The following is a 23,971-nucleotide window of genomic DNA, read 5'->3' as shown; positions in this document are numbered from 1 at the left end:
TTCGGGTCAGAAGTCCATGCCGCCCATGCCGCCCATGTCGCCGGCGGGGGCCGGCGCCTTGGTGGTATCGGGCTTGTCGGCCACGACCGCCTCGGTGGTGAGGAACAGGCCGGCGATGGAGGCCGCGTTCTGCAGGGCGGAGCGGGTCACCTTGGCCGGGTCGATGATCCCGGCGGCGAACATGTCCACGTATGCGCCGGTGGCCGCGTCCAGGCCGTAGCCGACCTCCAGGCTCTTGACCTTCTCGACCACGACGCCGCCTTCGAGGCCGGCGTTGACCGCGATCTGCTTGAGCGGCTCCTCGACGGCGCGCCGGACGATGTGCGCACCGGTCGCCTCGTCACCGGACAGCTCCAGCTTGGCGAACGCCTCCTTGGCCGCCTGCAGCAGCGCAACGCCACCACCTGGGACGATGCCTTCCTCAACGGCCGCTTTCGCGTTGCGCACGGCGTCCTCGATGCGGTGCTTGCGCTCCTTGAGCTCGACCTCGGTGGCCGCGCCGGCCTTGATGACGGCCACGCCGCCGGCCAGCTTGGCCAGCCGCTCCTGCAGCTTCTCGCGGTCGTAGTCGCTGTCGGTGTTGTCGATCTCGACCCGGATCTGGTTGACCCGGCCCTGGATCTGGTCCGCGTCGCCAGCACCGTCCACAATGGTCGTCTCGTCCCTGGTGATGACGACCCGCTTGGCCCGGCCGAGCAGGTCGAGCGTGGCGCTCTCCAGCTTGAGGCCGACGTCCTCGCTGATGACCGTGCCACCGGTGAGGATGCCGATGTCGGTCAGCATCGCCTTGCGGCGGTCACCGAAGCCGGGCGCCTTCACCGCCACCGACTTGAACACGCCCTTGACCTTGTTGACGATCAGCGTGGCGAGCGCCTCGGCTTCGACGTCCTCGGCAATGATCAGCAGCGGCTTACCCGCCTGGATGACCTTCTCCAGGATCGGCAGCAGGTCCTTCACCGCCGAGATCTTGTTGCCGACGATCAGGAGGTACGCGTCCTCCAGGACCGCCTCCATCCGGTCGGTGTCGGTGACGAAATACGGCGAGATATAGCCTTTGTCGAAGCGCATACCCTCGGTGAGCTCGAGCTCGAGGCCGAAGGTGTTGCTCTCCTCGACGGTGATGACGCCTTCCTTGCCGACCTTGTCCATCGCCTCGGCGATGATCTCACCGATGCGGATGTCCGCGGCGGAGATGGAAGCGGTGGAGGCGATCTGCTCCTTGGTCTCGACCTCCTTGGCGATCTTCGACAGCTCCTCGGACACCCGGGTCACCGCAGCGTCGATGCCCTTCTTGAGCGACATCGGGTTGGCGCCGGCGGCGACGTTGCGCAGGCCCTCGCGGACCAGCGCCTGAGCCAGGACCGTCGCGGTGGTGGTGCCGTCACCGGCAACGTCGTCGGTCTTCTTCGCGACCTCCTTGACCAGCTCCGCACCGATGCGCTCATACGGGTCGTCGAGCTCGATCTCCTTGGCGATCGATACGCCGTCGTTGGTGATCGTGGGAGCGCCCCACTTCTTCTCCAGCACCACGTTGCGGCCCCTCGGGCCGAGGGTCACCTTCACCGTATCGGCGAGGCGGTTCATCCCGCGTTCGAGGCCGCGTCGGGCGTCCTCGTCGAACGCGATCATTTTCGAGGGCATCGTTCCTCCTGCTGTACGAGTGGTGTGCCGGGACGACGCCCGCGACGAACGACCCGCGAACCGGGTCTCACCGCCCCGGCACACCCGCGGTTAGCAATCACCGGGCTTGAGTGCCAGGCGCGGATCACCATAGCCCATAGTTGCGTGTCACGCACCTGATGCGTGCCACGCAATTCGTTGCTACAGTGTGGGCGTCGACGCGAGAAGGGACGGAAGGACGTGACCCCGCAGCCGCCAGATCCGGGATTGAGGATGAACGACGACCAACCCCACGACATGCGGTCCCGCAACAAGCAGGCCACCCGCGACGCGATCAGCGCCGCAGCCCTACGCCTGGCCCTGGAGCAGGGGCCGACAGGGCTGAAGCTGGTGCGGGTGAGTGAGATCGCCTCGGCCGCCGGCGTCTCGCCACGGACGTACAACAACTACTTCTCCAGCCGGGAGGAGGCGATCTGCGCGTTCCACGCCGACCAGGCTCGCCGCCTCGGCGCGGCGGTGCGCGCCCGCCCGGCGGGCGAGCCGTTCGCCACCGCCGTCACCGCTGCGGCGATCGAGGTGTTCACCAATCCCGAACCCGATCGGGCGGGGCTGGGCATGATCATGTCCACTCCGGAGCTGCAGGGTGAGGCGCTCAAGGCCTTCACCCTGGCCGAGGAGCCGCTGGCCGAGGCGATCGCCGAGCGCACCGGCCGCGACCTCGGCGACGTGGCCTGTCACGCCCAGGCCGCCGCCATTGCCGGTGCGATCCGCGTCGCCGGCCGGCACTGGCTCAGCACCACCGGCGCGCCGCCGTTCGCCGAGGTGCTCAGCGAGACCCTCCGGCACGTCCTGCCCACCAGAACCCCGACAAGACAGAGCTGGAGCCGACATGACGACGAATGAGAACGCCACCGCCGCCGAGCGTCATCCTAGCGGCGACGAGCGGCGATCAAGATCCGCGCCGCGAAGGAGGGAGCAACGCATGGCCGTGGGGGATCGCAGAGCCCGGGACTCTGCAGGCATCATTCTGGGCACCATGGACTACGGGACGGTCATCGACGAGAGCCGCGCCTTCGCAATCCTCGACCGTTACGTGGAGCTCGGCGGCGAGTGGCTCGACACCGCGAACTGCTACTCGTTCTGGGTGGATGATTCCGGAGTCGGCGGCGCGAGCGAACGGGTGATCGGCAACTGGCTCCAGGCACGCCCGGGCGCACGCGACGCGGTGCGGATCGCGACCAAGGTGCGGCACAACCCGCTGATCCCGCACCGCTGGCCGGAGAGCGCAGAGGGCCTCTCCCGCCGAGCGATCCGCGCCGGCCTGGAGGCGAGCCTCGACCGGCTCGGGGTCGAGCGCGTGGACATGCTCTGGGCGCATGCGGAGGATCGCGACGTGACGCTCGAGGAGACGGTGCACGCGTTCGGCGAGTTGGTGTCGGAGGGCAAGGCCGACCGGCTGGGCGCAGCGAATCACGCCTGCTGGCGAGTCGAGCGCGCACGCACCATCGCCATGCGCGACGATCTCGAGCCTTGGACGGCGATCCAGCTGCGGCACTCGCTCGTCCTGCCTCGTCCCCTGGCCAGCGTCCCCGAAGGCGGCCACCGCATGCTCACCCCCGACGACCTCGACTTCGCCGCCGACGCGGAGCTGACGATCTGGGCATACACGCCGTTGTTGCACGGCGGCTACGTCCGGCCGGACAAGCCCTTCTCCGAGGCATACGATCATCCGGGCACCCGTCGCACGCTTGAGGCTCTCGACCACGTCTCGCAAGCACTGCAGTCCACGAAGAACCAGGTCGTGCTCGCGTGGCTCATGGCGCAGGGCATCTCTCCGATCGTGGGCGCGAGCCGGCTCGAGTACCTCGACGAGGCGATGGACGCCTCCTCCATCAAGCTCACGGAGAGCCAGCTCGCGATGCTGAACTCCGCTCGGTGAGAACGGTCGCACCGCTGCCTGCCGTCGCGATCGCCCGTCGAGACGAACAGCGGGAGGCCACGCGAAGCTTTGCGGAGAACGATCTGACATCTCTGGTGTGAGGCGTGGTGAACAGCCGCCGTGGGTCGCGCCCGACGGGCAGTGGTAGCGCATCGAACCATTGCCGTCCACGCCCGTACCCCGCGATCCGCGGCGCACGCCGTCGGGGTGCACGCGGCGGTCGCCCGCCACCGGCAGGACCTCGACTCCGCCTGTGATCCGTTCGGTGAACTCGCCGCGCACCGTGATGTCGTAGCGCCGACTTGTGTGCGAAGGCTCGGCAGGGTCGAGCGCTCGCCCGCCGGTCCGCGCCGGCACCGCGTCAACCACCGCAATGGGTGCTGCGTCATCAGCAGTGCCCCACTAGTAAGGCAGCCTGGTTATCAGGTAGTCTATCTACCATGGTGACCTCGCAGCCCTGGTTGCACGGATTCCTCGACTTGTGCCTGCTCGCCATGCTGCGAGAGCGTCCGGACTACGGGTACGGTCTGTCCCGCCGGCTGGCCGCGGCAGGTGTGGCCGACGTTCCGGGTGGCACCCTCTACCCGGCCCTGCTGAGGCTGGAACAGCAGGGGTTGGCCGAGCCCAGCCTGGTGCCGTCAGCGGCAGGCCCCCAGCGCAAGTACTACACACTGACACCGGCAGGTCGGGAACTCCTCGCCGCCCGAGTCGCCGATTGGCACCGGTTCCGCGGCGGCATCGACACCCTCGTCGACGCCGCCGCCCACGCGTCGGACCGTTCGGACCGGTGGCAGCAGTGACCATTGATCACGGCTGGCCGCTCCGGTTCGAAGCCGAGCTCGTGCGGCTCGGTCTGCAACCGGCCCGCGCGCACGAACTCAGCCAGGAGACCATGCAGCAGGCCGCCGAGAGTGCCACTGCACCCGCGCAGCTGTTCGGCCCGGCCCACCTGTATGCCCGCCAGCTGCTCAGCGCGTTGAACGACCCAGGTGGATGGCCGCAGTCCGGCACCGATCCGCGCTGCGGGTACGAATCGGCCCCGGTGCTGTTGCGCCTCGACGGCGTGGGCAAGCGGTACCGGCGGCGCACCGTGTTCACCGACGTCGACCTCACCGTGCGGGCCGGACAGGTCGCGGCCATTGTCGGGGCCAACGGCTGCGGCAAATCGACCCTGCTGCGCATCTGTGCCGGCCTCACGCGCCCGAGCACCGGCACGGTCCACCGCACCCGCCGGGTCGGCTTCGTTCCACAGGACGGCGGCACGGCAGGCTGGCTGACCCCGGCCGAGCACTTCACGCTCTTCGGCGCCGCCGCAGGAGTCGCGCCACGGCGGGCGCGATCAACCGGCGCGCACCTGGCCGGGCGGCTCGCCTGGCGCCCGGATCCCCGGCAGCCTGTCCACCAGCTCTCCGGTGGTACCCGGCAGAAACTCAATCTCGTCCTCGGCGAGTTACACGCACCGGACCTGCTGCTGCTCGACGAGCCCTACCAAGGTTTCGACCAGAGCACCTACCTCGACTTCTGGCAGCAGGTGTTCGCGTGGCGCAACGCCGGCCGAGCGATCGTGGTCGTCACCCACCTGCTGCACGAACTGCAGAACGTCGACCACGTGCTGGATCTCGGCGCGGCCGACGGCCAATACCGCACGCCTGGAGACCAGCAATGACAGCACTCGTGGTAGCGGCCCTGTCGGCACGCGAGGTGAGCCGGCGGCACACCGCCGTCATCCTGGTGGCGACCCTGCCGCTGTGGTTCTACCTTGCGCGGCGGGACGCGGCCGGCCAGTCCACCCGGATGCTCTCGATCGGCATCGGCTGGGCCGTGTCCACCCTGACGCTGTTCGTCGTCAACGCGGCCCGCAGCGTCGATCCGCGACTGCGGATGACCGGCGCCTCGGTCGCCGACCTCATCGGCGGCCGCCTGCTGGCCATGTCAGGCGCCGGCCTGGCCCTCGGCCTGGTCTACTGGGGGCTCGTCAGCGTTGACCAGGATCTGCCGAACCCCTGGGCTGCCGGCCCGATGATGCTCCTGACAGCCATGGTCGCGGCGCCATTCGGCAGCCTGATCGCGGCCCTGCTGCCCCGGGAGTTGGAGGGCGCGCTCGCCCTGTTCAGCGTGTGCGCCGTCCAGATGCTGACCAACCCCGACGGCCTCGCCGCCAAACTCATGCCGTTCTGGTCGGCCCGGGAGATAGCCTTCTACGTCGTCGACGATGCCAGCACGGACTACCTGTGGCGCGCCCTGCTCCACGCTGCCATCACCTGGCTGCTGTGCACCGGCGCCACGCTGCTGCTGTTCGCCCGGCGACTGCGCCTGGCGCACTACCCCGAGCCATGAGGCCGCATCGATGCAGGCCACGCCTGGCCGGCGCCGTCGGGACCGTCCGGCCTTCCTTGACAGTCCCGATTCCGTCACCGCCCGCCGGACAGGGAGGCCGGGTGCGAGCTCGACCGGCGGCACGGAGTTCCCGGAGCGCAGGAACGTGCCGGCAGGCGCCCTGCCTTCACGCCAGGTCGAGGCGTGGCGGCGGCCAGGTCGCACGAGCTCTCAAACGTTCGGCCGCCGAACCCGGGCTCGGCAGTTGCACACGCACCTGCGTTGCCAGACCCGCTGCGACCTCGGCCAGCAGTTCGACGTCACGAGAGAACTGCTCAACGTTCAGGAAACCGACGTGCTGCTGCCGGCCGCGGCGAGCGCCTCGGCCATGGCCGGCCCGATGCCGCGCCGGCAGCCGGTCACCACGGCCAACCGGCCCGAGAGATCGAACGCGTTCATGCGTCGCCCCCGCAGTCGAGCAGCACCTTGACCTCACCGCCGGACTCGAGTGCGGCGAACGCCTCGGCGACGTCGTCGAGCGGCACGACACGCGAGATGAGCGCGTCGGCCGGCACGAGTCCCTCGTGGACCAGGCGGGCGGCTTCCTCGTAGTCCTCGCGCCGGTAGACCCGTACGCCGATGATCTCCAGCTCGCGCCAGAACACGCGGTGCAGGTCGACCTCGCGGGGGGCCGGGTGGATCGCCACGACGACCAGCCGGCCGCGCACGGCGAGCAGATCCGTGGCGGTCCGCACGCCGGCGGCCGATCCGGAGACCTCGAACACCACGTCGGCCCCGGCACCGCCCGTCGCGTCCTGGACGAGCCCGGCGATGTCCACGGCGGCCGGGTCCGCGGCGGTCAGGCCGAGGCGTTCGGCGACCGACCGGCGGTGGGGGTCGATCTCGGCGACGGTCACCGCGGCGCCGGCGGCCTGGGCCACCTTGCCGATGAGCAGCCCGACCGGCCCGGCCCCGATGACCACCGCGTGCTCGCCCGCGACGAGCCGGGAGCGCCGGACGTCGTGCACGGCGACGGCGGTGGGCTCGATGAGGGCCGCATGCCGCAGCGGCAGTCCGGCGGGCAGCGGTACGAGCATCCGGGCCGGCACGGTCCACGAGCGCTGCATCGAGCCGGTCGAGTCGATGCCGACGAAGTTGAGCCGGTGGCAGATGTGGCTGTGCCCGGCCCGGCAGGCCGGGCATCGGCCGCACCACTCCAGCGGCATCACGGTCACCGGGTCGCCGGCGCTGAAGCCGCTCACGCCCTCGCCGAGTGCGGCGATCCGGCCCGACATCTCGTGCCCGATGACGGCCGGCGTCCGCACCCGGTGGTCCATCGCGCCGTGCAGGATGTGCAGGTCGGTGCCGCAGATGCCGGTGTAGGCGACGTCGATGCGGACCTCGCCGGGCCCGGGCGCAACGGGCTCGGACTCGCGGACGGCGAAGGTGCGTTCGCCGAGGTAGTACGCGGCGAGGGTCATGGGGTCTCCTCGCTCAGGTGCCAGACCTGCTGCATCGGTGTCCACCAGGAGCCGGCGCCGGGCACGGCGAGCGACTCCTGGCACGGGTCGGTGAGCTGCCACCACCGCTGGGTGACGGGGTCCGCGGCGATGCGGGCCTGGTCGGCCTCGTGGTCGGCGCCGACGTACTCGTAGTAGCCGAACAGCAGGTCGTCGTGGATGAAGATGGTGTAGTTGCGGACGTTGGCCGCGCGCAGCGTCGCCTCGACGCCCGGCCAGACGGCGGCGTGCAGCTCGAGGTACCGCTCACGGTACTCGGGCCGCAGCCGGATGACGGATGCGTAGCGTTGCAATGTCAGTTCCTTCCAGGACCGTTGTTCTCGGGGCGGCCGCTGCATCGAGACGGTGCGGCCGGTGTGGCCGAGTGGCCGGTACGCCATGCCCAAACCTCCGGCAAACATCAGATGTCTCTATAGTGGTTGTCAGCGCGGAGCGAAGGAGTGGCATGTGGCACTGACCGACGAGGCGATCACCAAGATTCGGGGCATGATCCAGAGCGGGGAGCTGCCGCCCGGGTCCCGGCTGCCACCCGAGCCGCAGCTCGCCGCGCAGATGGGCCTGTCGCGCAGCGGGGTCCGCGAAGCGGTCAAGGCCCTGGAGTCGGCCCGGGTCCTGGACGTGCGCCGCGGTGACGGGACGTACGTGACGAGCCTGGCGCCGCGGCTGCTGCTGGAGGGGCTCGGCCTGGCGGTCGAGCTGCTGCAGGACGACACGCTGCTGGAGGTGATGGAGGTCCGCCGGATGCTGGAGCCCGTCGCGACGGGCATGGCCGCGCTGCGCATGTCCGATGACGACCTCGACGAGCTTCGCCGGATTCTCGACGACATGCGCGCCGCGGCCGACGATATCGAGAAGCTCATCCAGGTCGACACCGCGTTCCACCGCACGGTCATCGCCGCCACCGGGAACGAGACCCTGACCTCGCTCATGGACGGGCTGTCCAGCCGGACGGTCCGGGCCCGGGTCTGGCGCGGGCTGATCGAGGGCAACTCGGCCCACACGACCATCGAGGAGCACGACGCGATCTACCGCGCGCTGTGCTCGCGTGACCCGTTGCTGGCCCACGCCAGCGCCCTGATCCACGTCAACACGTCCGAGGCGTGGCTGCGGACGGTGCTGTCCGCCGGCGAGCCGGGCTGATCCGCCCGTCACCGGGCCGGCCGGAGACGATCGGCCAGCCCGTAGACCCGGGCCGCGGTGCCGGCGTAGATCGCGTCGAGCTCCGCCGCCATGAGGGGCGGCAGGGCCAGCGCCAAGGCGCGGCGCACTCCGCCGTAGTCCGAGGCGAGCAGGCACACCGGCCAGTCCGAGCCGAACATCAGACGATCGGGGCCGAACGCGTCGACCGCTACCGCGACGAACGGGCTCAGGTCGCCCGGCGTCCAGCCCGGGCCCGCCTCGGTCACCATCCCGGACAGCTTGCAGGTGACGTTGTCGCTGGCGGCCAGCGCGACGAATGCCTCGCGCCAGCGTCGCAGTCCGGCGCCGCCCTCGTCGATGCGGGGCTTGCCGAGGTGGTCCAGCACGAACCGCGTGTCGGGAACCGCCGAGGCGGCACGGGCGGCGGCGGGCAGCTGATCGGCGCGGACGACGAGGTCGAACACCAGTCCGGCGGCGCCGACGGCGGCCAGGCCCCGGCGCACGTCCGGCCGGTCCAGATAGTCGGGGTCGCTCTCCCCCTGCACCTGGGCCCGCACGCCGACGAGCAGGTCGCCGCCCGGCAGTTCGCGATACCGCCGCACGGTCTCGGCCACGTCGGCCGCGGCGACGTCGATCCACGCGACCACGCCGGCGATCGGCTCGGCATCAGCGGCCCAGGCGAAGAGGTCGGCCGCCTCCCCCGGGTCGCAGCGCCCGCCCTCGACGAGGACGGTGGCGTCCACGCCGTTCGCGGTGAGCTCGGCGCGCAGGTCCTCGGTGGTGAACGGCCGGCGGATCGGCTCCAGGCCGGGCTCGTCGAGCCACCGGTAGCCGCGATCCGGCTGCCACAGGTGGTGGTGCGCGTCGATGATCATGCCGCCGCCCCGGTCTTCCACTCGGGGCCGTCGGGGAACCGGAACGCGTCAAGTGCTGCGGTGACGATCTCGGCGCTCATGCCCGGGAGCGTCGGCGTCACGTACCGGCCGGTGCGAATCCGCACCGGGTCGGTGAAGTGCTCGTGGAGGTGGTCGACGTACTCGATGTAGCGGTCCTCGGTCGTGCCGCTGACGGCGACGTAGTCGAACATCGCCAGGTGCTGCACGAGCTCGCAGAGCCCGACACCGCCCGCGTGCGGGCAGACCGGCACGCCGAACTTCGCCGCCAGCAGCAGAATGGCCAGATTTTCGTTGACCCCGCCGACCCGGCAGGCGTCGATCTGCACGACGTCCACGGCCCCGGCCTGCAGCAGCTGCTTGAACATCACCGCGTTGTGGACGTGCTCGCCGGTGGCCACCTTGACCGGCGCGACGGCCCGGCGGACCGCGGCGTGGCCGAGCACGTCGTCGGGCGAGGTGGGCTCCTCGATCCAGTACGGGTCGAACCGCTGCAGCTCGCGCATCCACGTGATGGCGTCGGGTACCCCCCAGATCTGGTTGGCGTCGACGGCGATGCGCACACCCGCTCCGACGGCCGCCCGGGCGATGCCCATCCGCCGGACGTCGTCGGCGAGGCTCCCGCCCACCTTCAGCTTGATCAGGCGGTACCCGGCGTCGACCGCCTCCGCGCACAGCCGCTCGAGCTTCTCGTCGTCGTACCCGAGCCAGCCCGGTGTCGTCGTGTACGCGGGATAGCCGTCGTCGAGCAGGATGCGCTCGCGCTCGGCCCGGCCGCCGGCCTTGGCGCGCAACAGTTGCAAGGCCTCGTCCTCGGTCAGCGCGTCGCGCAGGTACCGGAAGTCGATCTGCCCGACGAGCGCCTCCGGCGACAGCCCGGCCAGCAGCTGCCACAGCGGTTGGCCCGCGCGGCGGGCGGCGAGGTCCCACACGGCGTTGACCAGCCCACCGGCGGCCATGTGCACCACGCCCTTCTCCGGACCCAGCCAGCGGATCTGGCTGTCGCCGATGAGCCGGCGGGCCAGCGCGCCCGGATCGGCGACGAGGTCGTCGACGGCCAGCCCGGTCACCATGGCGGCGAGCGAGCGCACCGCCGCGACCTGGATCTCGGTGCCGCGCCCGACGGTGAAGACCAGGCCGTGGCCGCTCGCCCCGGCGGTGGTGCGCAGCACGACGTAGGCCGCCGAATAGTCGGGGAAGGGATTCATGGCGTCGGAACCGTCGCGGTGCCGCGAGGTCGGGAACCGCACGTCCAGAACATCGACGGACGAGATGCGCTCAGTCACGGTGCTCCAAGGTTGGAATGGCCGCATGCGGGCCCGAACATGGTCACGTCTGCGCCTTGCCGCCGGTCACCCGGGAGACCACGAGGGCCACGAGGATCACCGCGCCGTTGAGGAAGTTCGTCCACTGGGCGGGCACCCCGGCCAGCGTCAGCACGTTGATGATCATGAAGAGCAGCAGGACCCCGGTGAAGGCGCCGAACAGGGTGCCCTTGCCGCCGTTGAGGCTGACGCCGCCGATGACCGCGGCCGCGAAGACCTGGAAGATGGCTCCGCTGCCCTGCGCGGCCGGGACCGCCGCGAGGCGGCCGCTGATGAGCAGCCCCGCGAGGGCCGCGAGGGTGCTGGCGATGATCAGCGTGAGCCACAGGATGCGGTCGGTACGGATGCCGGCGGCGCGGGCCGCGTCGACGTTGCCGCCGATGGCGTACAGCGCCCGGCCCGGGCGGGTGTAGCCGAGCACGACGATCCCGGCCGCGAACAGCAGCAGCGACAGCCAGACGGAGGCCGGGACGCCGAGCCACTCGGTGGAGCCCAGGTACGTCATGGACTCGGGCAGCGCGAAGAACGTCTTGCCGCCCGAGACGCCGGTCAGCAGGCCGCGCAGGACGATGAGCATGCCCAGGGTGACGATGAACCCGTTGAGTCCGAACCGGACGATCAGCAGGCCGTTGAACGCCCCGACCAGGGCACCGACGGCGAGCACCACCGGCACGGCGAGCGCCGGCGGCAGGGCGTGCACGCCCAGGCCGTGGGTGACGGCGGGGTCGACGACGAGCCAGGCGGCGATGCCGGGTGCGAGGCCGAACGTCGACTCCAGGGACAGGTCCATCTTGCCGGTGATGAGCACGATCGTCTCGGCCAGCACGACGATGGAGACCTCCGACATGCTCTGCAGCACGTTGATGACGTTGTCGGAGCTGAGGAAGACCGGATTGACGACGAAGCCCACGACGGCGACGACGACGATCGCCGGCACCAGCGCGAGGTCGCGCAGCCGAGCGATCGCGGGTGCCCGGCGCGGCGCGGCCGCCGGCGGCGCGGGCGGCTCGACGGTGCCGGTCGGCAGCGGGTCAGACATGGTCGAGATCGACCCCTTCCATGGTGGCGACGAGCTCGTTGTCGCTCCAGCCGGACGCCTTCTCGGCGATGACCCGGCCCTGGTACATCACCAGCACCCGGTCGCAGACGCGCAGGTCGTCGAGCTCGTCGGAGACGATCAGGACGGTGCAACCGCGGCGGCGGACGTCGTCGACCACGCTGAGCAGGGTCTGCTTGGAGCGCACGTCAACGCCGGCGGTGGGGGTGATGAGGACCAGCAGCTTGGGGTCGCCGGCCAGGGCGCGGCCCATGACGACCTTCTGCTGGTTGCCGCCGGACAGCTCGGCGACCGGCACCTGCGGGCCGTCCGCCTTGATGGCCAGGTCGGCGATGGCCCGCCGGGCGAGCGCGTCTCGCCTTGCCGGTGCGAGCAGCCCGTAGCGCCCGATGCGGCCCGGTACCGTCATCGTGACGTTCTCGGCGATCGTCAGCAGCGGCACGAAGCCCTCGCGGTGCCGGTCCTGCGGCACGAGCCCGACGCCGGCGTCCAGCGCGTCGGGTACGTCGCCGGGGCGCAGGCGGCGGCCGTCGACGGTGACGGTGCCGGCGGCCGGTCGGGCCAGGCCGACGATCGCCTCGGCCACCTCGACCTTGCCGCTGCTGCCGCCGCCGGCGATGCCGACGACCTCCCCGGCGAGCGCCTCCAGCGAGAGCTCGGCGCCGGAGCGGGTCACCAGGCCCCGGACCGACAGCAGGACCGGGGCGTCCGCCGGGCGCTGTCCCGGCGGCGCCGCCGGCAGGTGCACGTCCTCGCCCGTCATCGCCGACACCAGGGCCGGGCGGTCCAACGTCGCCACCGGGGCGGTGACGATGTGCCGCGCGTCGCGCAGGACGGTCACCCGGTCGCAGATCTGGTAGATCTCCTGCAGGTGGTGGCTGATGAACAGCAGCGTCACACCCTGCTCGCGGAGGTTCCGCAGCCGGGCGAAGAGCCGGTCGATGCCGGCGGCGTCGAGCTGGGCGGTCGGCTCGTCGAGGATGATGAACCGCGCGCCGAACGACAACGCGCGGGCGATCTCGACGAACTGCCGCTGCTCCACCGACAGGGTCGAAGCCGGCTGCCGCGGGTCGACGTCGAGCGACCACTCGGCGAGCAGCCGCTCGGCTTCGCGGCGCAGCGCGCCCCATCGGATCAGCCGGCCCGGGCCACGCGTGTGCCGGTTCAGGAACAGGTTCTCGGCCACCGTCAGATCAGGGATGATGGTCGACTTCTGGTACACGCAGGCGACCAGCCGCCGCCACGCGTCGCGGTCGGCCAGGGGCGGGGACGGCCGGCCGTGGAAGGCGACCGTCCCCTCGTCCGGCGCCTGCAGCCCGGTGAGGATGCTGACGAGCGTCGACTTACCCGCTCCGTTGCGCCCGACCAGCGCGTGCGTCTCCCCCGGCCGAACGACGATCCCGGAGTCGGCCAGTGCGACCGTCGAACCGAACCGTTTCGTGATGTGCGTGGCCGCGACGACGGGGGGTTCTTCCGAGCTCATGCGTTGTTGCCCCAGAGGGACTTGTCGTCGAACTTCACCGTCGGCCGGCCGCCGATCGTGGCGCCGTCGAGCGTCACCAGCGGCGCCGCCAGCTGATCCTCGAGCAGGCCGTCGCGGACCTGGATGATGGTGCTGCCGTGATCGGTCGGGCCGGGCTGGAACGTCTTGCCCTCGATCGCGGCCTTGACGTAGTACAGCCCGTACTTGGCGAACAGGTCGGCCGGCTGGCTGACCGTGGCGTCGATCAGGCCGTCCCTGATGTCCTTGAGCTCCTCGGGGATGCCGTCGTTGGACACGACGAAGACGTGCTTCGGGTCGGTCGCCGGCACCTGCAGCCCGCGCTGCTTGAGGATCTGCAGCGTCCCGGACAGCGCGAAGGACGACTCCATGTAGACGCCCTTGATGTCGGGGTCGGAGGTGAACCGCGTCTGCAGCTTCGTGGCGGCGACGTCGCCCTTCCAGTCCGTCGCCTCACCGAAGACGGTGATGCCGGGGAAGTCCTTCTTCATGCACTCGTTGAAGGCTTCGGTGCGGTCCCGGCCGTTGATCGAGTCCAGGCCGCCCTCGAGCATGACGACCTTGCCCTTGCCGCCGAGCTTGGTGCCGAGGAACTGGCAGGCGTTCGTGCCGTAGGCGCGGTTGTCGGCCCGGACCACCATGAAGACCTTGCCGCTGTCGGGCCGGGTGTCGATGGTGACGACCGGGATCTTCTTGGTGGCCAGCTGCTGCAGCGTCGGGGCGATCGCGGCCGTGTCCTGCGGCGCCATCACCACGCCCTTGACCCCTTGGCTCTGGAACGTCTGCACGTTGGAGATCAGGGTGGCGATGTCGTTCTGGGAGTTCGTCGTCTTGAGCTCGACGCCGAATTCCTTGGCCGACTGCGGCACGTACTTGATGTAGGAGTTCCAGAAGTCCGTGTCGGAGCGGGGATAGTCCACGCCGATCAGCGGCGCGGCCGATCCGCCGCCCGGCGACGCGTCGTCGTTGCCGCAGGCCGCGGTGAGCAAGGCGGCGGTCAAGGCCGCGGTCAAGCCGAGGCCGAGTATCGCGTTGCGGTGCACTGGGGCTCCTCGTCATGAAGGCGATCGATGGCGCAGCGCGGCCGCGCCGCCGCCCGGCCGGCCGCATCGCGCACGAGGGAAGTCGAACGCGGATGCGGGCATGGGGTGTCGGTCGTTCGTACGGCGAGGCCGCGCCGGGGGTGTCGCACGGGGCCGCCGAGACCAGCGTCTGCGGCAGCATTGATCTGATGTCTTTATAGATCGAAACCGACTTGCTGTCTAGAGGGGCGGTATTTTCCCTGGCACGGCCGTGACGGCGACCAGGCCAGGTCAACATCATCCGATGTTTCGGCGCTCGCGCTCACACGGCGGTGATGGTCCACTGCAGGTTGGTACTGGAGTCGGGGGTCCAGAGCTTGACGGGTGCGCCGGAGGTGGTGACGCCGCCGCTGTCGAGGGCGGTGCCGGTGCCGCGGTTGATGATCTGGTAGCGGCCGTTGCCCAGGTCGTTGAGGCGCCATTGCTGGTTGTTGCCGCCGTTCCAGGGTGCCTGTTGTGCGGGGGCGCCGTTGGTGGTGTTGCCCCAGCTGTCGGCGACCATGCCGTTGGTGCGGTTGACGATGCGGTACCAGCCGCTGCCGAGCGGGACGAACTGCCATTGCAGGTTGGTGCTGCCGTCGTAGGACCACTGCTTGAGCTGGGAGCCGGAGCCGACGTTGCCGCCGCTGTCCAGGGCCAGGCCGGTGGTGACGTTGGTGACCCGGGCCCAGCCGGTCGGGATGCTCCCGCCGGAACCGGCACCGAGCGTCGGGATGGGGCCGGAGAAGGTCAGCTTCACCACGTACGCGGGGGCGCTGAACGGGGCGCTCGACGAGGGCATGGTGATGTGCAGGCCACCGCCATCCTGCGTGCGGGTGGGCAGGTTGATGTAGCTGCCCGCGGCGCTGCCGAGCAGCTGGACCGAGCTCAGCGTGCCGAGGTCGATCCGCCCGGAGGCCAGGGTGGTGACGGTGGCCGTGCTGCCCGGCCACCCGAGGAACGTCGCGTAGAGGACCCGGTTGTCCTTGCTGCGGGTGAACCGCACGTCCTGGGCCGTGCCGGTGCGCGGGGTCTGGAACGACCCGCCACCCATCTGCGTCGGGCCCTCACCGAACGAGGACCATGCCCGCGTGGCGTAGATCGACTCACCGAAGCGCTTGAGGTAGTCGCCGATGCCGCGCAGGACCGCCTGCTGCCCGGAGGGGATGGTGCCGTCGGCCATGGGCGCGATGTTGAGCACCATGTTGCCGTTCTTGCTGACCCGGTCGATCAGCGCGTGCAGCAGGGCATTGGTGGAGTAGTAGCCGATGCCCACGGTGTAGCACCAGCTGGAGCTGGAGATGCTGTCGTCGGTGAGCCAGTACGGCGTCTGGATCCCGGCCGGGCCGCCGCGCTCGTAGTCGAAGACCTCGCCGCGGTTGTCGAACCCGTCCTTGTAGGTGGCGACGACCTCCTTGTCCCACGCGACGGCCCGGTTGTAGTAGTACGACAGGAAGTCCAGGCGTCGGGACTCGGGCAGCTGGGTGAGGTTGAAGTCCTGCCAGATGATGTCCGGCTGATACCCGTCGATGATTTCGCGCAGCTTGTCGTACCACAGCTGCTGTTCCGCGGCGGCGCCGAGCTGGCCATAGAGCTTGCGCAGGCTGGCGTCGGACTGCGCCGGCACCCACTGGTAGTAGCCGGTGAAGTTGTACGCGTGGTGCATCGCGACCATGAGCTTGAGCCCTTTGCCGCGGATGGCGTCGGCGTGCAGGCGTAGCAGGTCGAGTTTGGGGCCTTTGGCGACGGAGTTCCATTCGTTGACGCTGCTGTTCCACATGGAGAAGCCGTCGTGGTGCTCGGCGACGGGCCCGGCGAACTTGGCGCCGGCGTCGACGAAGAGCTGGGCCCAGGCGTTGGGGTCGAAGGCGCCGCCGGCGGAGGTGAGCTTCGGCGCGAACTGCACGAAGTTGCCGGCCTTGTCGCGCGCGCCGTTGATGAAGTTGTGGTACGGCCACACGGAAGGATCGCCGTACACCGACTTGTGGTGGTTGTTCTCGGCCGAGCCGTTGTTGTACATGTTGCGCGGGTACCACTCGCTGCCGAACGCGGGCACGGAGAACGCGCCCCAGTGGTAGTAGATGCCGAACTTGGCGTCCTGGAACCACTCCGGCGCCGGCGGGTGCTGGTCGACCGACGACCAGCTCGCGGAGTAGCTGGTGGGTCCCGGAATCGCGGCGTTGGCGGCGACCGCGCGCAGGATGCCGGCGGAGCCGAGAGCGGCGGCCGCACCGGTGGCGCCAGCCGCGGCCAGGAACGACCGCCGGCTGAACGAAGAGCGGGACATGTGTCGTCCTCCATGAGGGGCGTGAGGGCGCAAGCGCGCCAGACATCTGACGTTAGGAGGACACAGCCAGTACGGTCAATGCGTTGAGCGAAATTTGTCCCCACCGAGCGCGGGAAACATCTGATGACTCGCCGTCGCCCGCCTGAGGGTGCACCGGGGTGCCCGACCCTCGGGCGGACGCGTCGGCGCAGGACCGCCGCGCACGTCGTGACGGCGGACGGTCACCGCAACGCCCGCCGTCACAACGCTTGCCGCGTCAGCTGCGCAGGCTCCACTGCTGGTTCGACCCACCGTTGCACGACCAGAGAATGATCTTCGTGCCGTTGGCGGTGCCGGCGCCGTTGGCGTCCAGGCAGAGCCCCGACTGCACGCCCGTGACGGTGCCGTCGGCGTTGACGTTCCACTGCTGGTTCGCCTGGCCGTTGCAGTCCCAGATGATCACCGCGGTACCGTTGCCGGTGCCCTGGCCATTGGCGTCGAGGCACTTGTTGCCGTACACGGTCAGCTGCTTGGACGAGGTGTAGGTCCAGCGCTGCATCGTGCCGCCCCAGCAGTCGTACAGCTGCGTCTGCGTGCCGTTCGTGGTGCTGCCGTTGGGCACGTCGACACACCGGCCGGACTGCGCGCCCACGATCTCGACGTTGCTCTGCCCGCCGGTACTGCCGCCGGACGTTCCGTAGCCGGCCGCGTTGATGTTGGCCTGCACCGCGTCCTCGGTGGCGTTGCTGGGGTAGCCGGAGGTCATGACGCCCTCGTAGAAGGTGCCGGCGGAGCCGTGACTGTTGTCCCCGCCGATGCCCAGGATGATCGCGCCCTCCTTCTTCATCGGGTTGTACCCGCTCACGTTGGGCCGCTTGCCGTCGTAGAACGTCGACAGGCCACCGGACTGGGCATTGCCACCCCGGATGGCCCAGTGGTTGGCCTCGCCCTTGACGATCGCGGTGGTGAACCGGTAGTTCACCGTCGGGTCGTTGGCGTTGTAGCCGGCGTTGACACCCGAGTACAGACCGTTCTCGAGGTCGGCCATGATCCACGGGCCGTTGCCGGTGCCGTAGCCCCAGACCTTGATGTTGCCGAAGTAGATGGCCTCCATGGTGCCGTTGCCGTTGTCCCGGCTGTTGCGCTCGGCGTTGCCGTAGTCGAAGCAGCAGCCACCGTTGTAGTGCGTGCCGTCGAAGATCGCGTACATGCCCTCGGGCTGGTCGCCGGTCGCGATGCCGTTGGTGTTGTTGTTGCGGTAGCCGGTACCGGCGGCGACATACACCCCGTACGCCTTGTGCCCGGCGATCGTGATCGGCGCCGCCTTGGCGTCCGCCAGGTTGTCGTAGCCGCCGGCCGCCGGACCCTGGAACCCGCCGGGCGGGGCCTGCGTCAACCGGTTGTTCCGGCCCGACTGGTCGTAGATGATCGTGACCACGCAGGACGTGTTCGCGCAGAAGCTGTCCTGCGCCGCGGCATCGGCGTACCCGCCCGCGCTGAGCACCCCGATGTCCCGGGTCGTGTTGTCCGACGAGCGGCGCACCTGGTACAGCGGCCCGTTGTAGGCGCCGTACAACGCCCGCGTCGTGCTGTGCGCCGCCACACACGGCGTCCCACCAGCCGCATAGATGTCACACGGCTGACTCGTCGCGGCCTCGGCGGCCGTCGGCACGGCGAGCGTGACCGCGACGCCGGCGACGATCGTGGCCGTCGCGGCGAGTACCGCGGTCGCCGGGCGTCTGCGTTGCATTCCGTAGCGCATCGTGCTTCCTCCGTTCCGGCGCCACCGGGCGTGGCGCTTCGGGGTGTGTCGGGATCGGTCGGGCCCGGCGCAAGGTCGGCATGTTGGACGGCGGCGCGGCGGGCGGCCCTTGCGGACCACTCGCCACCCCGTGCCGCCCGTGCGGCCATCCCGCTGCCGCGACGGTCGTCGTGCACCGCCGCGGGGCGGTGAGCCGGCGCTCAAGAGGTCAGCTACGGCCCCTGTCCACAGGAACCGATGGCGTGAGACCGTGGCGGCGGCATGGAAGGTCCTCTCAGAGCCGGGGCGGAACGGCTCCATCGGCCCCGGACATGGCGGGCCGGGCATGCGACAGACCGGGATCGATGTTAGCGCTAACGTAACCGGTCCGAAAACGCTTGGCAACCGCCTTCCGCAGCGGATCCTTCCTGCGGAAAACCGTTATGCGCGAGCCCGAACGAGGGTCTCCGCGCAAGACAACGACAGCACGAGGCCGTGCCGCCGCCCCGGCACCAGCGTCATCAGACGCGACCGGTTGTCGCGCGCTCGTGTCGGCCCCGGATTGTTAGCGCTAACACGCGGGTCTCCCCGGCCCCGGCCGATCGATCAGATCCAGCCGCGCCGCGGCCGCTCGCGATGCACCGGGCGGCCGAGATACATCAGATGTATCTACCGCTCGAGTGTCGCGTGACTCCCCGGCGTGCTGGGCAATAACCGTTTAACGGCGCATCTGCTGCATTGAAAATCCTGAATCGGCATGCGTAACATCAGATGTATGGCGCCGCCATGCCACCAAGCCCCGCACTCCGAAGAGGTCCCATGCCCAGCTTCCCGATCCGCCGCCGGTCCCTGCTGACCGCCCTCGGCGCCACCGGCGCCGCGCTTACCGTCGGCGGAGCCGACCTGATCCGCGCGGTCGCCGCCAACGCCGCGATTCCGGGACCCACCAGCTACTCCGCGAGCTGGTCGTCGGTCGACCAGCACCCGCCGGCGCCGGAGTGGTTCCAGGACGCCAAGTTCGGCATCTACTACCACTGGGGCGCGTTCTCCGTGCCCGCGTTCGGCAGCGAGTGGTACCCGCGCAACATGTACAACAACGGCTCGGCCGAGAACAACCACCACAAGTCGGTGTACGGCGATCCTTCCGTGTGGCCGTACCACAACTTCATCAACGGCGCGCGCGACAAGGCCGGCAACTTCGTGCAGTTCGCGCCGAAGCTCACCTCCGCCGGCGGCGCCTTCGACCCCAACGCCTGGGCCCAGCTCTTCGTCGACGCCGGCGCCAAGTTCGCCGGGCCCGTCGCCGAGCACCACGACGGCTTCTCCATGTGGAACAGCAGCGTCAACGAATGGAACTCCGTCGCCAAAGGCCCCAAACTCGACCTGCTACGCCTGCACGCCGACGCCATCCGCGCCAAGGGGCTGAAGCTCTGGGTGTCGCTGCACACGGCGTACAACTTCACCGGCTACTACCAATGGGTGCCGGCGCAGTCGGACCCGAGCCTGAGGAAGTTGTACGGGCAACTGGACGGCACCAGCGAGTATCAGCTGTGGTACGACAAGCTGCGCGAGGTCATCGACGGCTATCAGCCGGACATCATTTACCACGACTTCAACCTGCCGCAGATCCCGGAGTCGTACCGGCTGAACTTCCTGTCCTACTACTACAACCGCGCCGTCGCCTGGGACAAGGAGGTCCTCACCGCCTACAAGGACACCGGGTTCAACACGCACGGCGAGGTCTTCGACTACGAGCGCGGCGGCCCGGCCGACATCAGCTCCCCGTACTGGCTCACCGACGACAGCGTCTCGAGCTCCAGCTGGTGCTACACCGTGGGGATCGGCTACTACTCGATCGCCGCCCTGCTGCACGCCCTGCTGGACCGGGTCAGCAAGAACGGCACGATGGCGCTCAACATCGCGCCGATGGCCGACGGCACCATCCCGGACGGGCAGCGCACCATCCTCGCCGGGTTCGGCGACTATCTCAAACGCTTCGGCGAGTCGGTCTACGCCACCCGCGCCTGGAGCGTCTACGGCGAGGGCCCGACCCCGATGGGCGGCGGCTCGCTGCAGACCCCGCGCACCGGCACGCCCCAGGACGTCCGGTTCACCCGCAGCAAGGACGGCACCGTCCTCTATGCGACGTTCCTCGGCTGGCCCGGCAGCACGGCCACCATCACGACGCTCAACGCCAACCGCATCAACCTCGGCACCCTCGCCGCGGTCCAGCTGCTCGGACCGGCCGCGGGCAGCTACATCAACCTGCCCACCCGCACGCAGGACGGCACCGGACTGCGCATCACGATGCCGGCCAGCGCGCCGTACAGCTCGCCCGCGTACGTGGTGAAGCTGACCTTCTCCGGCCCCATTCCCGCGCTCGGTGCCGGCTCCAGCGGTCCCGTACCCACCGGCTGGACGAAGATCACCAACGTCGCGACCGGGCTCGTGCTCGACAGCGGCGGCAACGTCGGCTCCGGCTCCCAGCTCAAGCAGTGGTCCTACGACGGCAGCACCAACCTGCAGTGGCAGTTCGTCCCGCTCGGCAGCGGCTGGTACCGCATCGTCAACCGCACCAACGGCATGGTCGCCGACAGCTGGGGCAACACCACCAACGGCGCCCCCGCACAACAGGCACCCTGGAACGGCGGCAACAACCAGCAATGGCGCCTCAACGACACGGGCAGCGGCCGCTACCAGATCATCAACCGCGGCACCGGCACCGCCCTCGACAGCGGCGGCATCACCACCTCCGGCGCACCCGTCAAGCTGTGGACCCCTGTCTCCAGCTACAACCTCCAATGGACCATCACGACGGCCTGACCCCGAGCCACGCGCCGTAACACCCGCTGCGGGTGAAAAGCCCGCGACGGCGAACCTCGGGAGCCTCGCCCGCCGGCGGGAGGATTGTTCGTCCGCCGGCGGGTATGACACGGTCATGACCGCCGCTGGGTGGCCGGCGCGAACCGCCGGCGGAATCCCGCCCGACCGGGTCCGCCGGGCCGCACCCCGCCGCGAGCCGTTGGACGCCGCAGTCACGAGCGAGTGAGGCCGATCATGGGCATGTCCATCAAGACGCGTGACGTTGCCGACGGCGTGTCCGTGAGCATCGCCGGCGAGTTGGATGCCGCGGTCGCCGACGCGGTCCAGCAGACCCTCGAGACGGCTCTCGCGCACCGCCCGGAGACCCTGCGGGTCGACCTCGCGCAGGTCCGGTTGCTCGATTCCAGGATCATGACCGTGCTGTGGCGGACCCAGAAGACCGCCTCCGCGCAGCACACCACGCTGGTCCTGCGGAACCCGAACGAGTTCGTCACCCACGTCCTGGAGGTGGCCGGGCTGCTCACCGTGCTGCGGGTGGAGCGCGAGGACGTTGGCGGGCCGGCCACCGGCTGACGTCGTCCGGTGTCGGTCACCATGGCTACCACCCGCGGCAATCGTGCGGATCCGGATCGACGCGGCCGGGCGGTGTTCCCCGGTGTGCCGGCCGGTGCAGAGCAGCAGCCGGCACACCGGTACGTGCTCAGCGGCCGACTGCCGCAATCGTGTACTGGCCGCCCGGGACGTGGCACTGGACGTACCCGTCGACGAGCGTCGCCTGGTAGGCGTGGCTGCGGCCGTGCTCCCACACGACGCGGCCGTTCACGGTCACCACCGTCCTGGCGGTGGCGGGTACGGCGATGACACCGGTCGTCCCCCGCGGAGTGTCCGCTTGGAGGGCGAACACGTTGCCGAACAGCACAGAGGCCCAGCCGGTCGTGATGGTGCCGTACTTCGTCGGGACCGCACCCTGAGCGAAGGTGAGGCTGCCGGTGTGCGGCTCGATGCGCCATGCGGCGTAGCCGGGGTCCGTGGGGCTCACCCCGAGGACCTGCTCGGTGAGCTGCACGGTGGGCGAGGCGGCCCAGCCGTGCGCGAGGCTCGCGGTGGCGCGGTTGACGCCGCCGTTGGTGTTCTTGAACTCCCACAGGCCGCCGGTGTACAGCGGGTCGGCCGGATCGACCATCTGACCCCACGTGCGGCGCATCAGATCAAGGGCACCCGCGGTGTCGTTGACGGCGAAGCGTCCGGCGGTCTCCATGCCGTTGCCGAACGGCTCGATGGTGTGCCCGGTGGGGTCCTGCAGCCCCGGCCCGAGGATCGCACCGTAGGGCGTCCACAGCTGCTGCAGGACGTTGAGCACGCTCGCGCGGCGCTCGGCCGGAACGATGTCGTACTGCAAGGCCAGTGCGTTGGCGTCCTCGACGAGCACGTCGGGATGGTCGCTGCTCTGGCCGTAGGCGCCGAGTGCCGGGTTCCACAGCCGCTCGTTGACGGCCGCTTTGATGGCGTCGGCCTTGGCGTCGTAGCCGGCGGCCGCGTCGGCCGAACCCACATGGCGCTCGAGCCACGCCATCTCGCGCAGCAGGACGTAGTAGTCGATGCTGTACTTGGTCACCTCCCCCGTCTGGGTGGCCTGCCAGAAGTCGCGGTCGTTGGACACGACGAGGTGGTTGGCGTCGAGGAAGGTGTCGTTGTACGCGAGTTCCCGGCGCAGCGCCGGCAGGACCTTCGTGGCGTACGCGGCATCGCCGGTGTAGCGGTAGTAGTCGATGACGGCCCGCGCGCCGTAGCCCGAGTAGTTGTTCGAGTAGAACAGCGGTGAGCCGGCCGGGTTGCGGCCCTTGGCGAAGTCCGGGGATCCGGGCAGGGCACCGTCAGCCCGCTGGGTGGCGAGCAGGACGTCGAGCGACGATCGCACGTAGTCCGCGCCCGGCTGGCCCAGCGTGCTGATCGCCGTGGGTGCCTGGACGAGCAGGTCGCCGGTCCAGATGCTCCGGTCCCGCTTGGCGCCGTCGTAGATGCGGGCCTCCGCCAGCCCGTTGAGCCCGGCTGGCTTGAAGTTCAGCTGCAGCGTGTACGCGCCGGAGTACCACATCCGGTTGAGCTGGTCGTCGCTGGACAGGAACCAGCCGCGGTAGTCGGCCGGGGTCGCCCGGTATGCCTGGAAGTCCACGGTGACGCCGGAGATCGTGACCGAGCCGGGCGTCGAGAGCGTCAGCAGGATGAATCGGAAGCCGCCGTGGAAGCCGCCGGTGAGACGTCCCGGGGCGGTCGGCTGGAAGGTGTCCGGGCCGCCGACTCCGGCCAGGCCCCGGGATTCGTCGGACGCGGGCGCGCCGGGGCTGGTGCTGACCGGTGTGCCGGTGGCGAGATCCTGGGTCAAGGCAGGGGTGATGGTGACGGTCGCGGTACTGGCGTCGAAGGCGGTGATGGTGCGGGCGACCGTCGAGGTGCCGCTGCCGAAGGTGATGGTGTTGCCGGCCTCGAGGTTCGCGACCGATGCGAGCCTGACGACGCCGGCGCCGCCGGTGGCGGGTGCGGCCACGGTGGTGGTGGCCGGCCGGCGCAGGTACTGCCGCGCCTCGCCGGTGACCAGGGTCAGGGTCGGCGTGCCGGTGACGGCGGTGACGGCGATACTCGCCGTGCCGGCGATGTCCCGGCCGAAATCGAGCAGGATCGACGCGGGGGTCGCTCCGGCGGTCGTCGTGAGCGTGGCCGGGCGGCCGCCGCGCCGCACGAGCGCTTCGGCATCAGCCACATCACCGCGGC

General features: G+C 70.1%; 19 protein-coding genes. 8 read left to right on the top strand and 11 right to left on the bottom strand.

The window, feature by feature from the left end; translation table 11 throughout:
* Positions 1–6 precede the first annotated feature (6 nt).
* A complete protein-coding gene (gene groL / locus ACQP1P_RS16740) occupies positions 7–1,641 on the bottom strand; it encodes a chaperonin GroEL (RefSeq protein ID WP_433087593.1) in 1,635 nt (544 codons plus the stop codon).
* Between the two features lie 219 nt (positions 1,642–1,860).
* Between groL and ACQP1P_RS16735 the strand changes: the two genes are divergently transcribed.
* From ACQP1P_RS16735 to ACQP1P_RS16715, 5 genes are all read left to right on the top strand, one after another.
* Positions 1,861–2,523, top strand: coding sequence for a TetR/AcrR family transcriptional regulator (locus ACQP1P_RS16735; RefSeq protein ID WP_433087592.1), 663 nt, complete (start codon positions 1,861–1,863; stop codon positions 2,521–2,523).
* Complete coding sequence (locus ACQP1P_RS16730; RefSeq protein WP_433087591.1) at positions 2,510–3,559, top strand: aldo/keto reductase; 1,050 nt, start codon at positions 2,510–2,512, stop codon at positions 3,557–3,559. The genes ACQP1P_RS16735 and ACQP1P_RS16730 overlap by 14 nt, the downstream gene beginning before the upstream one ends.
* 440 nt (positions 3,560–3,999) lie before the next feature.
* Entirely contained in the window at positions 4,000–4,359 is a 360-nt protein-coding gene (locus ACQP1P_RS16725; RefSeq protein ID WP_433087590.1) for a PadR family transcriptional regulator, read from the top strand.
* On the top strand, positions 4,347–5,225 hold the full coding sequence (locus tag ACQP1P_RS16720; protein ID WP_433087589.1) for an ATP-binding cassette domain-containing protein: 879 nt from the start codon (positions 4,347–4,349) through the stop codon (positions 5,223–5,225). Before ACQP1P_RS16725 ends, ACQP1P_RS16720 begins: the two co-directional genes overlap by 13 nt.
* Positions 5,222–5,896, top strand: coding sequence for a hypothetical protein (locus ACQP1P_RS16715; RefSeq protein WP_433087588.1), 675 nt, complete (start codon positions 5,222–5,224; stop codon positions 5,894–5,896). Before ACQP1P_RS16720 ends, ACQP1P_RS16715 begins: the two co-directional genes overlap by 4 nt.
* A 434-nt stretch (positions 5,897–6,330) precedes the next feature.
* Here the strand turns inward: ACQP1P_RS16715 and ACQP1P_RS16710 are convergent, their stop codons facing one another.
* The gene (locus ACQP1P_RS16710) at positions 6,331–7,356 is read right to left on the bottom strand and encodes a zinc-dependent alcohol dehydrogenase (protein WP_433087587.1); all 1,026 of its coding nucleotides are present in this window, start codon (positions 7,354–7,356) and stop codon (positions 6,331–6,333) included.
* The gene (locus tag ACQP1P_RS16705) at positions 7,353–7,688 is read right to left on the bottom strand and encodes an L-rhamnose mutarotase (RefSeq protein ID WP_433087586.1); all 336 of its coding nucleotides are present in this window, start codon (positions 7,686–7,688) and stop codon (positions 7,353–7,355) included. The genes ACQP1P_RS16710 and ACQP1P_RS16705 overlap by 4 nt, the downstream gene beginning before the upstream one ends.
* A 154-nt stretch (positions 7,689–7,842) precedes the next feature.
* Here ACQP1P_RS16705 and ACQP1P_RS16700 point away from each other — a divergent pair, with 154 nt between their 5' ends.
* Positions 7,843–8,535, top strand: coding sequence for a FadR/GntR family transcriptional regulator (locus ACQP1P_RS16700; RefSeq protein WP_433087585.1), 693 nt, complete (start codon positions 7,843–7,845; stop codon positions 8,533–8,535).
* 8 nt (positions 8,536–8,543) lie between these two features.
* Here the strand turns inward: ACQP1P_RS16700 and ACQP1P_RS16695 are convergent, their stop codons facing one another.
* The 7 genes from ACQP1P_RS16695 to ACQP1P_RS16665 all read right to left on the bottom strand — a co-directional run bounded on the left by ACQP1P_RS16695 (position 8,544) and on the right by ACQP1P_RS16665 (position 18,388).
* Positions 8,544–9,410, bottom strand: coding sequence for an amidohydrolase family protein (locus tag ACQP1P_RS16695; protein ID WP_433087584.1), 867 nt, complete (start codon positions 9,408–9,410; stop codon positions 8,544–8,546).
* Positions 9,407–10,714, bottom strand: a complete 1,308-nt coding sequence (locus ACQP1P_RS16690; RefSeq protein WP_433087583.1) for an enolase C-terminal domain-like protein — start codon at positions 10,712–10,714, stop codon at positions 9,407–9,409. Before ACQP1P_RS16690 ends, ACQP1P_RS16695 begins: the two co-directional genes overlap by 4 nt.
* A gap of 43 nt (positions 10,715–10,757) precedes the next feature.
* The gene (locus ACQP1P_RS16685; RefSeq protein ID WP_433087582.1) at positions 10,758–11,792 is read right to left on the bottom strand and encodes an ABC transporter permease; all 1,035 of its coding nucleotides are present in this window, start codon (positions 11,790–11,792) and stop codon (positions 10,758–10,760) included.
* Positions 11,785–13,293 carry a sugar ABC transporter ATP-binding protein gene (locus tag ACQP1P_RS16680; RefSeq protein WP_433087581.1) on the bottom strand — a complete coding sequence of 503 codons (1,509 nt, stop codon included), beginning with the start codon at positions 13,291–13,293 and terminating at the stop codon, positions 11,785–11,787. Before ACQP1P_RS16680 ends, ACQP1P_RS16685 begins: the two co-directional genes overlap by 8 nt.
* Positions 13,290–14,324 carry a sugar ABC transporter substrate-binding protein gene (locus ACQP1P_RS16675; protein ID WP_433087580.1) on the bottom strand — a complete coding sequence of 345 codons (1,035 nt, stop codon included), beginning with the start codon at positions 14,322–14,324 and terminating at the stop codon, positions 13,290–13,292. The genes ACQP1P_RS16680 and ACQP1P_RS16675 overlap by 4 nt, the downstream gene beginning before the upstream one ends.
* A gap of 331 nt (positions 14,325–14,655) precedes the next feature.
* Entirely contained in the window at positions 14,656–16,659 is a 2,004-nt protein-coding gene (locus ACQP1P_RS16670; RefSeq protein WP_433087579.1) for an alpha-L-fucosidase, read from the bottom strand.
* A gap of 256 nt (positions 16,660–16,915) precedes the next feature.
* The gene (locus tag ACQP1P_RS16665) at positions 16,916–18,388 is read right to left on the bottom strand and encodes an arabinofuranosidase catalytic domain-containing protein (RefSeq protein ID WP_433087578.1); all 1,473 of its coding nucleotides are present in this window, start codon (positions 18,386–18,388) and stop codon (positions 16,916–16,918) included.
* A gap of 810 nt (positions 18,389–19,198) precedes the next feature.
* Here ACQP1P_RS16665 and ACQP1P_RS16660 point away from each other — a divergent pair.
* Positions 19,199–21,202 carry an alpha-L-fucosidase gene (locus ACQP1P_RS16660; protein WP_433087577.1) on the top strand — a complete coding sequence of 668 codons (2,004 nt, stop codon included), beginning with the start codon at positions 19,199–19,201 and terminating at the stop codon, positions 21,200–21,202.
* 240 nt (positions 21,203–21,442) lie between these two features.
* Entirely contained in the window at positions 21,443–21,775 is a 333-nt protein-coding gene (locus ACQP1P_RS16655; RefSeq protein ID WP_433087576.1) for an STAS domain-containing protein, read from the top strand.
* 127 nt (positions 21,776–21,902) lie between these two features.
* Here the strand turns inward: ACQP1P_RS16655 and ACQP1P_RS16650 are convergent, their stop codons facing one another.
* Entirely contained in the window at positions 21,903–23,960 is a 2,058-nt protein-coding gene (locus ACQP1P_RS16650; RefSeq protein WP_433087575.1) for an alpha-L-rhamnosidase C-terminal domain-containing protein, read from the bottom strand.
* Between the last annotated feature and the right edge of the window lie 11 nt (positions 23,961–23,971).

Origin of the sequence: Dactylosporangium sp. CA-052675 (assembly GCF_050947935.1) — a bacterium.
In the GTDB taxonomy this organism is placed as follows: domain Bacteria; phylum Actinomycetota; class Actinomycetes; order Mycobacteriales; family Micromonosporaceae; genus Dactylosporangium.
Note: the sequence above shows the minus strand (reverse complement) of the source record. Positions and strands in the feature narration are given on the sequence as shown.